11 protein-coding genes are annotated in these 13,342 nt (G+C 61.6%); 1 reads left to right on the forward strand and 10 read right to left on the reverse strand.

The genetic code is table 11. The annotated features are described in order from the left end of the window. Positions 1 to 870 carry an aldose 1-epimerase gene (locus E8E78_RS28270; protein WP_084967121.1) on the forward strand — a complete coding sequence of 290 codons (870 nt, stop codon included), beginning with the start codon at positions 1 to 3 and terminating at the stop codon, positions 868 to 870. Between the two features lie 147 nt (positions 871 to 1,017). Here E8E78_RS28270 and E8E78_RS28275 read toward each other — a convergent pair whose 3' ends face one another. From E8E78_RS28275 to E8E78_RS28320, 10 genes are all read right to left on the reverse strand, one after another. Then, entirely contained in the window at positions 1,018 to 2,313 is a 1,296-nt protein-coding gene (locus tag E8E78_RS28275; RefSeq protein WP_049275915.1) for an MFS transporter, read from the reverse strand. 157 nt (positions 2,314 to 2,470) lie between these two features. Continuing rightward, a complete protein-coding gene (locus E8E78_RS28280; protein ID WP_049275914.1) occupies positions 2,471 to 3,367 on the reverse strand; it encodes a LysR family transcriptional regulator in 897 nt (298 codons plus the stop codon). A gap of 173 nt (positions 3,368 to 3,540) precedes the next feature. Continuing rightward, positions 3,541 to 5,577 (reverse strand): pyridoxamine 5'-phosphate oxidase family protein, encoded by a 2,037-nt coding sequence (locus tag E8E78_RS28285; protein WP_280314596.1) that lies wholly within the window; start codon positions 5,575 to 5,577, stop codon positions 3,541 to 3,543. A 27-nt stretch (positions 5,578 to 5,604) separates the two neighbouring features. Further along, on the reverse strand, positions 5,605 to 6,234 hold the full coding sequence (locus E8E78_RS28290; protein ID WP_049275912.1) for a glutathione S-transferase: 630 nt from the start codon (positions 6,232 to 6,234) through the stop codon (positions 5,605 to 5,607). A gap of 169 nt (positions 6,235 to 6,403) precedes the next feature. After that, a complete protein-coding gene (locus tag E8E78_RS28295) occupies positions 6,404 to 6,955 on the reverse strand; it encodes a UPF0149 family protein (protein ID WP_063424766.1) in 552 nt (183 codons plus the stop codon). A gap of 91 nt (positions 6,956 to 7,046) precedes the next feature. Then, complete coding sequence (locus E8E78_RS28300) at positions 7,047 to 8,036, reverse strand: asparaginase (protein ID WP_280314599.1); 990 nt, start codon at positions 8,034 to 8,036, stop codon at positions 7,047 to 7,049. Continuing rightward, positions 8,033 to 9,187 (reverse strand): hypothetical protein, encoded by a 1,155-nt coding sequence (locus E8E78_RS28305; RefSeq protein ID WP_063424770.1) that lies wholly within the window; start codon positions 9,185 to 9,187, stop codon positions 8,033 to 8,035. The genes E8E78_RS28300 and E8E78_RS28305 overlap by 4 nt, the downstream gene beginning before the upstream one ends. Positions 9,188 to 9,197: 10 nt before the next feature. Next, a complete protein-coding gene (locus tag E8E78_RS28310) occupies positions 9,198 to 10,094 on the reverse strand; it encodes a nitrilase family protein (protein WP_280314602.1) in 897 nt (298 codons plus the stop codon). A 145-nt stretch (positions 10,095 to 10,239) separates the two neighbouring features. Continuing rightward, the gene (locus E8E78_RS28315; RefSeq protein ID WP_280314604.1) at positions 10,240 to 12,174 is read right to left on the reverse strand and encodes an FAD-dependent oxidoreductase; all 1,935 of its coding nucleotides are present in this window, start codon (positions 12,172 to 12,174) and stop codon (positions 10,240 to 10,242) included. Positions 12,175 to 12,319: 145 nt separating this feature from the next. Further along, positions 12,320 to 13,342: acetolactate synthase large subunit (locus tag E8E78_RS28320; protein WP_280313834.1), on the reverse strand; the 1,023-nt coding region annotated here is incomplete at its 5' end.

Below are 13,342 nucleotides of genomic sequence, written 5' to 3' on the forward strand. Positions count from 1 at the left end.
ATGGCTGTGACCGAACTGCACCTGCAGGACCGCCTGACCCGCCTGAGCCTGGCGCCGGAGCTGGGCGCCAGCCTGGTCAACTGGGAAGTGAAAGCGACCGGGCAAGCGCTGCTGCGCCATTCTGACCCGGCCGCGCTGGCCAGTGGCACCCCGCGACGCCTGGCCTGTTACCCGCTGGCGCCATGGTCCAACCGCATTGCCGAGGGTGGCTTCGCTCGCCCGGATGGCTGGCAGGCGCTAACGCCCAATACCGGGCACGACCCCTACCCGATTCATGGCAGCGCCTGGCAGCAGGCCTGGCAGGTGGAGCACCACAGCGAGCGACGCGCCCGCCTGAGGCTGCACAGTGAAGTGCCGTTTGCCTACCAGGCAACGCTGGATGTGCACTTGCATGAGGGGTGCCTGAACCTGGACCTGCATGTAACCCACCTGGATGAGCCGGCTACCTGGTATGGGTTGGGGTTGCATCCTTACTTTCCGCGATATCCCGATACCCAGCTGTATGCCGCGGCGCGCAAAGTATGGCTGGCCGAGCATGGGCGGTTGCCGTCGTACCAGGCCGAGGTGCCCGAGCAGTGGTGCTTCAATGCCTTGGCCCGGTTGCCCGACACGGTGGTCGATCACGCCTTCAGTGGCTGGCCGGGAGAGTGTGTGCTCGAACAGCCAAGCGCGGGTTATCGACTGGCGTGCAGTGCCAGCGGGGCTGAAGACTTCTTGCTGTTTTGCCCGCAGGGGCAAGGTTTTTTCTGCTTTGAACCGGTAAGCCACCCGGTCAATGCGCATCACCTGCCAGGGCGGCCGGGGTTGCGGTTGTTGCAGCAGGGGGAAGGGATGAGCCTGGGGTTCAGGATGCAGTATCGACCCCTTTGATTGTGTTGCCTTGATGGGGGCTGCTGCGCAGCCCATCGCCGGCAAGCCAGCTCCCACTTGATCGTATAGACCTCAAGCCTTGTGCAGTACCTGTGGGAGCCTGGCTTGCCGGCGATGGGCCGCAAAGCGGCCCCTGAATTTCAAACCTTATGCCAATGCCCCGGTCGGGTTCGCCATCGGCGTGACCGAAGGCTCGCCACGCACCTCCCGGGCCACCTTCCACACCAGCACTGCTGCCACGATATCGAACGCCGCCAGCACCACGAACAGCGGGCTGTAACCGATCTGCGTGACCAGAATGCCGAACACCAGGGTAAACGCTGCTGCCCCCAGGTAACCGCACATGCCGCCCATGCCGGTCGCCGTGGCCACCTGGTCCTTGCTGAACGAGTCGGAGGTGATGGAGTACAACGCCCCTGACAGCGTCTGGTGGGCAAACCCGCCAATGCACAGCAGCAGGATCGCCGTATACGGGCTTTCCACCAGGCCGATGCAGGCCGGGCCGATCATGCAGCTGGCACCGAACACCAGCACCATCTTGCGCGAGGTGAACAGCGACACCTTGAAGTAGCGGTGGAACAGCGGGCTCAGATACCCGCCCAGCACACAGCCGATATCGGCAGCCAGGAATGGCAGCCAGGCGAACATCGCCACTTCCTTGATGTTCATGTGCCGCTCGGTCATCAGGTACAGCGGAATCCAGGCGTTGAAGGTTTGCCAGGCCGGCTCGGAGAGGATCCGCGCCGAAGCGATGGCGTAGAAGTTGCGGGCCTTGAAGATGCGCTTCCAAGCGCCCTTCTCGCGGCTGTCCTGTTTGAAGTGCGCTTCCTGCCCGGCCAGGATGTAGTCGCGCTCCTCATCACTCAGGCGCTTCTGGTCACGCGGGTGCTTGTACAACAGCATCCACAGCAGGGTCCAGACAATGCCCGAGGCGCCAACGATCACGAACGCCAGCTGCCAGCCACTGTGCAGAATCGCCCACACCACCAGCGGCGGCGCCAGCAAGGCGCCAAGCGACGAGCCGATGTTGAACCAGCCGATCGCCACCGAGCGCTCCTTGGCCGGGAACCACTCGGTGGTAGCCTTGACCCCGGCCGGCAAGCCAGCGGCTTCGGTCATGCCCAGCAACCCGCGCATGAAGGCCATGCTCTGCCAGCCGGTGGCCAGGGCCGCGCCAGCACAGGCCAGTGACCAGGCCATGGCAAACACGGCAAAGCCCAGCTTGGTGCCGATGAAGTCGATGAACCAGCCGGCTACCGGCTGCATGAGGGCGTAGCACACCTGCCAACTGGCAACGATCTTGGCGTATTGCTCGGTACTGATGGAGAGGTCGGTCATCAAGGTGGGGGCGGCCACCGAGAGGGTGTTGCGGGCGAGGTAGTTGACGACGAGCCCAGCCGTGACAAGGCTGACCATCCACCAACGGATGCCTTTCATCTTCATGGTTCACCTGAATTTCTTGTTTTTAGTGTGGCGAGCGATTGGCGCGAACACCGGCAGAGGCATTTGCGACAAATTGTTTCAGGCGAAAGAGTGCCACGTCATAAGTCATCGTACAACACTTATTATTTCTTAATGTTTCACCCTGCGTTGTACGATCTCAATCCAGCTGCTGGGCCCGCAGCGCCTGCGCCAGCATGTCGATGAAGGCCCTGACCTTGGCAGAGCCGTACTTGCTCTCGCGATGCAACACATGAATCGGCCAGGGCGCCTCCTCGTACTCCGCCAGGATCACCTGCAACTGCCCACTGGCCAGCTCATCGGCCACTTGGTACGACAACAGGCGGGCAATCCCCAGCCCGCCACTGGCGGCCGCGATCGCCCCGTCATTGCTGGTCACCGTCAGGCGCGGCTTCATGCGCACCAGGGTTGGCTCTTCTGTCACCCCAAAGCGCCAGCCGGCACGGGGCGACAGGTTGGTGGTGCCGATCACCGCATGCCCGGCCAGGTCGGAGGGATGCTTGGGCACGCCATGGCGCGCCAGGTAGTCGGGGGACGCACACAACATGCGCCGCACCCTGCCGACCCGCAACGCCTTCAACCCGGAGTCGGGCAACGGACCGATGCGCACGGCCACGTCCATGCCCTCCTCGACCATGTTCACCACACGGTCGAGGAAGTAGGCGGAAACATCGACGTCCGGGTACTGCTGCAGGTAGCGGACGATACAGGGCATGACGAACTTCTTGCCGAACAGGATCGGGGCGGTAACTGCCAGGTCGCCTTTGGGGGTGGCGTTGATGCCAGCGGCCGCCTCGTTGGCCTCGTGGATGCTGGCCAGGATGTGCCGGGTGTCCTCCAGGTAGCGGCCGCCGGCTTCGGTAAGGCGCACGCTGCGGGTGGTGCGCAGCAGCAGCTTCACGCCAAGCTGGTCCTCCAAGGCGCTGACGGCGCGGGTGACGGCGGCCGGGGAAATGTCCAGGCGGCGCGCGGCGGCGGCGAAGCTCTCCAGCTCACCTACCGCGACGAACACCTTCATCAGGTGGATCTGGTCCATGCGGGCTCCTGGGTATTTGGGGGTGCCGGGATTATCGGTTATCCGGGCGCTTTGTGCTGCCTGCCTTGGCCTCATCGCCGGCAAGCCAGCTCCCACCTCGACCGCATTGAACTCAAGGTATGTGCGATCCCTGTGGGAGCTGGCTTGCCGGCGAAGAGGCCAGGACAGGCATATCAGATATCCAGCACCAGCGCTTGTATCCCCTCCTCAACCTGCGCCGGCACCGCACAACAGATCAGCACCGACCCCGCCTCCGGGAGCTCTGCCGGTGGGTTCGGGTAATGCACCTGGCCGCTCACCAGCCTGGTCTTGCAGGTACCGCACGACCCACCCCGGCAACTGAACTCCGGCGCCAACCCACGCGCCTCGGCCAGTTCCAGCAGGGTGCCGCTGCCTGGTGCCCAGCGCGCCTCCTTGGCCGACGCTGCAAAATACACAGGCACTGGCTCGCTGGCCGCAGGCGGCTGTTGCAAGGTGGGCTGGCCTGCTTCCGTGTGCCGCCGCAGCGTCGACGGGCCAAAGGCTTCAGCGTGAATGCGCGCATCCGGCACGTGCACAGTGCGCAGCCCTTCATACAGGTCCTGAGTAAAGCTGCCTGGGCCGCACAGGTAGAAATCGTAGTCATCCAGCGCCAGCGTCACCTTCACCTGCTCGATGCCCAGTCGGCCGGCAAACTCATAATCCTGCCCGGCCACGGCATGGTCTTCTGGCTGGCTCAGGGCGCGATGAACGTGCAGCAAGCCGCCAGCCTGTTGCCGCAAGCTTGCCAGCTCCTGCCCGAATGGCAGGTCGGCCAGGGTGCGAGCGCCATGGAACAGATGGATATGCCGTGCCTGCCCTTTGCTCAGCTGCTCACGCAGCATGGCCAGCAATGGCGTGATACCCACGCCCGCGCCAATCAGCACAAGCGGGCGTGTACTCTGCTCATCCAGCGTGAAACTGCCCATAGGCGAGCGCACATCCAGCACATCCCCTGGCTTGACGCGCTCATGCAGGTGCCGAGAGGCGGGGCCCTGCGCTTTTACGCTGATACGCAGGTAGCCATCGGACGGTGCGCTCGACAAGCTGTAGGTCCGGATCATCGCGGCCTCACCATCGATCTGAACCTGTACCGGAATGTGTTGCCCTGGCGCAAAGACCACGCGGCTATCGCTGGGCGGTTCAAGGTAGAACGAGCGGATATCGCGGCTCTCCTGCTCCACCCGCAGCACACGCCAGGCTTGCCATTGGCGCTGTCGCTGGCGTTGCTGCAGGCGTGCGTCGGCCTCGGCCCAAGTGCCAGTCATCAGGCTGGTCGGTGCGTATTCCTTGAACGCCCAGCGCAGGGAAACCGCAGCCGGGCGCCACACTACCTGCTCCACCTCCAGCGTCCACAGCCGCTCGGCGCCTTCGAAATCCTGGATGGCCGGGCTGTCCAGCAGCACCTCGGCACGCCCGCACAGCTGCAGCACGTTGCCGTTGCGGAAATCAATGAACAGCAAGCCGGCCCGCGGGTTCACCAACAAGTTGCCCAAGGTGTTGAAGTGCAGGTTGCCCGCGTAGTCGGGAATGATCAGCCGATTGCCCTCGACCTTGACGAACCCTGGCCGGCCGCCACGGTGAGAAACATCCACAGCGCGCTGGCCGTCACCTTGCTCGACATAGCTGGCGACGAAGAACGTGTCGGCAGCCTGGATCATGCTGACGCTTGTGGCATCCAGTGTGGTCGCATCGACACGCGCCTGGGCGGGCTCGGCAACGCGGGTGCAGTCACGCAACTGGATGTACTGCGGGCAGTTGCCGAACGACTGCTCCACCCTCACCTGCAGTTGTCCTTCTGCAGCCTGGCGGATCTGCCCGTTGATGCGATTACGCCGACGGGTGTGCAGTTCGATACCCAGCAGGCCGACCGCCTGCCCGGCTACCAGCCCCGGGGTGGCGGGGTCATCTGCTGGCAGCGTGGTGTCGATCGTCAGCACGCGAGGGTCGGGCGAGCTGACGAACCCTTCCGGCCCTTCCAGCAGGGTGGCCCAAGGCCGGCCAAGAACGTCCACACTGGCGGCCACCATGAACGGCAACTGGTGATAGAAACTACGGTGCTGGTCGGGCATGTAGTCACGAATGACCTTTTGCCCGAACGCCTCCATGCGTTCTGCTACACCGACCTTTTCCTGCAGGGTTTTCTCGCCCGCATGCCAGGGCGAGGGGCGGTGGTCCGGGGGCTGTTGCATGGTGGCGTTCCTCTCGAAGGCGAGGTATCAGGCGCTGGTCTGCAGCCCGATCACAGTGCGTGGCATGGCCACGAAGCCCGGCAGCGACTCGATGCGTGCCAGCCAGCTGCGCACGTTGGCATAGGGCTCCAGCGACACATTGCCTTCGGGGGCGTGGGCGATGTACGAGTAGTTGGCGATGTCGGCGATGGTGGGCGTGCTGCCCGCCAGGAATGGCGCATTGGCCAGCTCGGCGTCGATCACCTTGAGCAGGGTATGGGCACGGGCAATGACTTCGTCGGTGTTGAACGCAGCACCAAACACGGTCACCAGGCGCGCAGCAGCGGGGCCAAAGGCCAGCGGGCCTGCAGCCACCGACAACCAGCGTTGCACACGGGCGGCGGCAGCGGGTTCTTCGGGCAGCCAGTTACCGTTGTCGTACTTTTTGGTCAGGTAGACGAGGATGGCATTGGAATCGGCGATCACCGTGCCGTTGTCATCGATAACCGGGACCTGGCCGAACGGGTTGAGGGCCAGAAAATCCGGCTGCTTGTGCGCGCCTTTGGCCAGGTCGACGAACACCAGCTCGGTGGGCAGGTTGAGCAGCGACAGCATCAATTCGATGCGATGGGCGTGGCCAGACTTGGGGAAGTTGTAGAGCTTGATCGGGTTCGACATGGGTTTGGCTCCTGATCAGCACCGGGATGGGCTGGTGGAACCTATGCTGCACTGGATCGGCTGGCAGCAGAATCAGTGCGCAAGGGAAACCATAATTTCGCGGGGCGCAATAATGGTTTCCAAAAGATGTGCAGGTAAGTGCAGGGGCCGCGAGCCAACGAATATCAGGTCAGTGCAGCTTCTTGAAATACCGGAACAGCCCCCGTGCGGCCTCAACTACCTGCGGAACGCAGGCCTGGATATCGGCTTCGCTCATCTGGTCCAGCAGCTCGAAGTTGTCCTCTAGCCCGTGTAGCGAAATGGCCTTGAGCAATAGGTCCTGCTCCGGCGGCAACTCGCCCCAACCGGCAATCTGGGTGCCGCGCATATAGCCGAAGCACCACTCCTCCATGACGATCACAGTGCCACCCTCACCCTCGCTTTCCTCGAACAGCGGCTCGAAGTGGTCGACGTCTTCAGTCAATGCCTCTTTCACCTGATCGGCATAGCGCAACATCAACGCGGTGTACGCTTCTTCATGCGCAGGCTTCTTGAACTTCGGCACCTTGCCACCGGCCACTGCGGGCAGCCATTGCTCCGGGAAGACGGCGACCGGCGAACTGGCCAGCGCGGTGAAAAAGCCATTGAGTTCGGCCAGGTTCAGCACGGAATAGTCGTTGCCGTAGGTGATCAACAGGTCTTCGAGACGGTCGAGTTCTTTTTCGCTGAGTACGGGGAGCATGGGTGAGAATCCTGGGAAGCAAAAGTGTGTGCACCCTAGCACAGCAACGCCGGAAGGGCTGCCCGCGTGAACTACCGCGCGGGCAGATGGTTCAGGCGTGCAACCAGTCGTGCAACTCATGTCGCCTATCGGTGCCAATCAACAGCCACAGCAAGATTCGGCATTTGCGCGGGCAGAGGTGCCCTGCCATGTATACGCCTTTTTTCTGCAGGTCGATTTCTGCGCCCGCAAACCCATAGGTTGCCCGGGCGGTAGGCCCATTACCTGTGCGTGTGGCAACAACTACAGGCAAGGTGGGCGCCAGCTGTTCCAGCACATCGGACCAACTAGCGGCAACATGCCCAGCGCCGAAGCCGGCAACGACCAACCCTTCATAACCCAATGGAGCCACAGCCTGCAGCAGCGCCGTGTCTGCGTCCAGGCAGGCTTCCAGCAGGGCAACGCGCTGGTCGGTGCGATGCGGTACGGGCAGCACTTCCCCTCGTGCTGGCGGATGGCGATAGACCACTTTCCCCTCCACCACTTCGCCCAATGGGCCACATCCCGGCGACTCGAACGCGGCTATCGCCATGCTGGCCGTCTTGCGAACCCTTGCCGCGCGATGGACCTGGTCATTCATCACCACAAGCACACCTCGCCCGCAGCTGCCTTGTGCCAATGCCACCTGAGCCGCAGCCAACAGGTTGGCCGGCCCATCATTGCCCGGCTGGCTGGCCGAGCGCATGGCACCGGTCATCACCAATGGCGCATCGAATGGCCATAGCAGATCGAGGAAATAAGCCGACTCCTCCAGGCTATCGGTCCCTTGGCTCACTACCAAGGCCTGGGCTCCGCGCTCCACCTCGCACCGGGCCCATGCCAGCACGTCCAGCAGCGTCGCGAAGTCCAGCGATGCACTGGGGACCAGGCACAATGAAGCAACGTTCAACTGCGCCATCTCGCGCAACTGTGGCACCTGAAGCAGTTGCTGCTCGCAGCCCAGGGTTGGCGTCACACCACACCCAACAGCCTGGGCCTGCATACTGACCGTGCCCCCCAGGCTAGCGATCGACAGCCTGGGCAGGCTCGAATGTTCAGTCATGCTTCTCCCCCCACAAGTAACCCGATCAGAGGCACGATCGCCAACGTGCTGATGGCCATCGACATCACGTTGCCGATGTAGCCATGCACATAAGCCGGCAACCGCTGGGTGATTGCCACTGCCAGCGGCGGAGCCACCAGCGCACCCAGTACTGCGCTGGCCACCACCACTTGCCAGCTGCCGCCATGCGTCAGCACTGCGGCCGGAACGATCGAGACAATCGGAATGTAGGTAGGGTACCACCCACGGGCTTGCCACTGACCTCGCCAGAATACGACCCCAACCAGCGATGCCAAGGCCTGCCCGGCCACTATCTGCATCACCAGCATTGAACCGTACGACGGTGCAGCCGGGGCCAACAGGTAAGCCAGCAACACGCCCAGCAGCAGCCCGAGGCTGGCCAGTTCATTGCCGAAGAATGGCGCTTCGCTGAAATCGGCCAGCACGCGCCGCAAGGTCCAGACCACACCGTAGTCTGGCGGGTTGACGACCGGCGCCACTACGGTGGCTACGCGGCTTTGGCGTACCCATGAAGGAAAGCGCTTGCACAGGATGAAGGCCACGACACTGGCAACCGCCATGCCGCTCACATTGCCAACCACTACGGGCAACTGCAGGGGGTAGCACAGGTAGTTGACTATCAGCAGGCTGGCCGGTGTGACCAGTAGAGCCCCCAGTACCGCCCCTGTGATCGCCACCCGCCAGCCCGCACCAAACAGCAACACCATGGCCGCCGGCAATGACACGAAGGCGACGAAGGTGGGTTGCCAGTCGCCACTGGCCAAGGTCCAGCCCCACAACGCGTGGCTGAGCAGCAAGCCCAAGAACGAACTGGTGAACACCCATGGCCATAACCCGCTGCCATAGCAAATGGCAAAGCCCTGCCAGCGATACCCTCGCACATGGCCCCAGTGCGCCAGGCAAGCGCCCAGCAGCAAGCCCAGTGCGGGCAGCTCGTGCTTGTAAAATGCCACTTCGCTGATATCACCGACGATCCAGCGCAAGCGGCTCAGGGGCTGATCGAGCGTCGCCACCATTACTGCATAATCCGGCCATTGGCCATGGGCAAGGCTCGCAGCGAGCACCACCAGCAGACAGGCAAAAATCAACACAGGCCAACGCTGCTGTCCTGAGAAGAGTAGCGTGTTCATCTGCGACTCCTCAACGTGGCATGGGCGCGTGCAAGCGGTAGCCAAGACTGGCATCGTAGAGGTCGGTACGCCGGTCTCGTGGCAGGTCGTTGAGGGTGTTCCAGATCGGCGCCGAGCGTGCACTGCTCAGATCTACATCCGCATAGAGAATTTCTTCGGACTCTGCACTGCCTACTTCGCCAATCGGCCAGCCATTGGTACCGGCGATCAGCGAGCACCCCAGGAAGCGCCCGCCCCGCTCGCTCCCGACACGGTTCGCGGCGGCGATATAAACGTTGTTGACATGCGCTGCGGTCATGGTCAGGTACGAGGCCATGCAGCGCCCTGCTTCATCGAACAATGGTGGCGGGGTCCATACCCAGTTGTTGAGGCTGCAGATGATGTCGGCGCCTTGCGCCGCCATCAGACGCGGGACTTCCGGGAACCAGATGTCCCAGCATATCAGCAGGCCTATACGACCGATCGGCGTCTCGAATACCGGGAATCCCAGATCGCCGGGGGTGAACCAGAGTTTTTCCTGGTTCCAGAGATGAGCCTTACGGTAGTGCCCGAGCCGGCCTTCAGGGCCAAACAGTACGGCGCTGTCGTAGAGCTTCAGCCCGTCGCGCTCGGAAAAACCTGCGGCCAGGTAAACTTGGTACTCCTTTGCGAAATCCGCCCAGGCTTTCAGGCTGGGGCCGTCCTGCAGCGTCTCTGCATGGGCATAGGCTTCGGCGCGGGAGTTGAAGGTATAGCCGGTATTGGCCAGCTCAGGCAGCACTATCAGGTTGGCGCCTTCGCCTGCTGCGCGCCGGGCCAGTGCCAGCCCTCTATCCAGGTTTCGCTCACAATGCTCAAGACCGACCTGGGGATCGTACTGGATGACAGCGATACGTACAGGGCTGACGGGGGAATAGGATTCAGACATGGCGGCTTCCTTTTTGTGGTTGTTTTGGAAGGACGCCAGTAAAGCGATGTTGGGCCTGGGAGGGACAGTCAGGGGGGTCCTATGGGACCGAAGGAAAATCACATGATCGCAGTAGGACTCCCCCTACAAAATGCCCCGTACGCCGCTATTTCCCAAGCTGATAATGTGGGTAGTGCTCTAGGGTAAAGCCACCATTGAATTGCGCTGAAGTGTTGTTGCAGAGGTTGATGACCGTATCAATTGCCGTGCGCAAACACGGCTCTGTCCACCCGGCGTCAACTGAGAAGGACTCTCCAGCCAGATACAACCCTGAGCTCGCGCTCAGATCACGGTTGTATTTCATCAGGCTCACCGCATCAAAGTAGGTACCTGCCCTATACAACTTCGCACACCCGAGCGCATTTCGGTCTGTGCTCCAACGCTGTATGCGAATGTTTCGAGTATCGATGTAGGGCGATATCGCCTCACCCACATTGGTGCACCGCAGAAGGATCCGATCGAGCTCCTTCAGGCACTTGGTCGCCAATTCCTCATCAGAGAAGGCTGCCAATTTCGTTGCATCATCCTCCCAGGTGTAACTGAGGAGAATGCAGTCATCGGGGTAGCTGTCGTTGTATCGATAGGCATAGACATCGTGCACAAAGCTATCGGTAATCAGGATTTGCGGCATCGGCTTGCGGTCGAGAAAGCTTTTCTTCAGCGGCGCATAGACTTTGCAACTGATCTCCCAGTGGGCATGCTTCCAGGCATCGATAATCGACTGAGGCAACATCTGGCGGGTGAAGCCGCTGAGGCGGATGTTGGTTTCGATCAGCCATGACGGCGTGGTTATGATCACGCTGTCAAAGTCTTGGTACTCGGTGGTCCCGTGTATCGGATCACTGCACTGCCAACGATATCCGACCCTGACTCGGCCATTTTCCAACTTCTGCACCGCGCACACGGACGTATCTGTCAGCAGCCCGTCATCTCTTTTCAGCAGATGGTCATAAAGCGAAATCCCTCCCATGCCGACGTCCAGGTACAAAAGGCTTTCGTCCATGGCCGCAAGTCCGAGATAGGCGGGTCCTTGAAACGGCAATCCTCTGCTATCTGGAACATTTTTGGCTTCAAAATGCGGAGCAGCGTAAGGCATACCTGTTGCGTCCACACGGCCATGCACCAGCTGCAAATGACTGCTGAAGCCAAAGATTGCCGTACGTAGCGGGTACAAGCAGCAAACATCATAAAATGCTCCCCAGCTGCCGTCGCCAATACCGATTGCATAGAAAATCGCTGACTCATCACTGCTCATGCCCAAACCGCCAAAGTCACCGGGGTTTTCAGGATCCCAGGCAACGAGGGCGGGCAAATGCACCAAATCCCTGAAGGACAGGCGGTGATAGCGTTCAACGATGTCCCGCCATGTCGACTCCCAGCTTTGCGTGCCATAAACAGTGGAAACGTGTTCAGCAAACCGCTCAGCAAAGCTGCGCCATTTCTCGTAGACCTGCTGCAAGACAACCGACGGTGGTGGTGTTTCCCCTGACGGATTACGCCAGACCAATAGCACCGGGTCACCCTCACCTTGTATTTGCCCTTCGCGAAGATAAATACCGGTGGCATTCACCCAAGGTGTACCTGGATTGGGGAAATCAGAAATCCGCAGCTCAAACAGCTTGGCGTAATACGCCATAAGCGAGCGGCCGTCTTTAGGTGATTCTCCTGTCCTATTGAAGAAAGGCATGCGCATGGCCCCCATTTCAAAAGGAGTGACAGGTTGCTTGTGGCTTGCAGAGCTGTTCACGACTGTCAGGTGTCGCCCGCCTACACGCCGGGACTGCTCGATCAAGGTGATACGGCTAAAACCACAGCGCAATAATTCCCGGGCCGCAGTCAATCCGGTAACGCCGGCGCCGACAATACAAATGCGATGTTCGGGCTGTGTGGCCCGTGCAACGCCTCCCTCTTGTTCGATCAAGCGGCGGTAGTCGAAGCAGAGATCTGGGGGGTTAGGGAAACGCGCGGCCCACGGCTGCATCGGCAGTGATGGGTCGATGGTCAGATTGGCGGGGTGATTGTGTGTAGAACCAATTGTCATGCTCTCGTGTTCTCCATGAGTTGAAGAACCTGAGCATGAGCATTTGCAAGATGCGTGAGGGGGTTGTTATGCAGCACCCGCCGGCACCTACAGGATCTTGAGAAACCTGAAGGGGCCGGCTTGCCAGCGATACAGTCTTCGGTGCTTACACCGCCAGCGCGCGCTCACGCAGCTCGCTGTTGAGGATGCGGTCGTTCTCGCTGTAATCGACCGGGCAGTCGATCACGTGCACGCCTGGGGTCTTGATGCAGTGTTCCAGCAGTGGCAGCAGACCTTCGGCGCTTTCCACGCGGTGGCCGTTGGCACCGTAGGCTTCGGCGTATTTGACGAAGTCCGGGTTGCCGTAGTCCAGGCCGAAATCGGTGAAGCCCATGTTGGCCTGCTTCCAGCGGATCATGCCGTAGCCATCGTCACGCAGGATCACCACGGTGATGTGCATGCCCAGGCGTACTGCCGTTTCCAGCTCCTGGCTGTTCATCATGAAGCCGCCGTCGCCGCACACCGAGATCACCGGGCGGTCCGGGTGCACCAGGTGCGCCGCCATGGCCGATGGCAGGCCGGCGCCCATGGTGGCCAAGGCGTTGTCCAGCAGCACGGTGTTCGGTTTGTGCGCCTTGTAGTTGCGGGCGAACCAGATCTTGTAGATGCCGTTGTCCAGGGCAACGATGCCTTCGGACGGCAGTACGCGACGGATGTCGGCCACCAGGCGCTGCGGGTAGACCGGGAAGCGGTTGTCATCAGCGCCTTCGGCGATCTGTGCTTCGTTGGCTTCACGGATGGCCATCAGGCGGGTGAAGTCCCAGTGCGACGTGTCGTTCAGCGCTTCGCTGATCTGCCACACAGCGTTGGCGATGTCGCCGATCACTTCCACCTGCGGGAAGTACACGGCATCGACTTCGGCAGAGCGGAAGTTGATGTGGATGACTTCGGTACCGCCACGGACCATGAAGAACGGCGGCTTCTCGATCACGTCGTGGCCGATGTTGACGATCAGGTCAGCGGCTTCGACGGCGCGGTGCACGAAGTCACCCGACGACAGCGCAGCGTTGCCGAGGAAGCGCGGGTGGCGCTCGTCGACCACACCTTTACCCATCTGGGTGGTGATGAACGGGATGCCGGTCTTGTCGATCAGCTGCTTGAGGACCTTGGCGGTCATCTTGCGGTTGGC

This window comes from Pseudomonas sp. BN505, from assembly GCF_029873175.1.
GTDB lineage: Bacteria > Pseudomonadota > Gammaproteobacteria > Pseudomonadales > Pseudomonadaceae > Aquipseudomonas > Aquipseudomonas putida.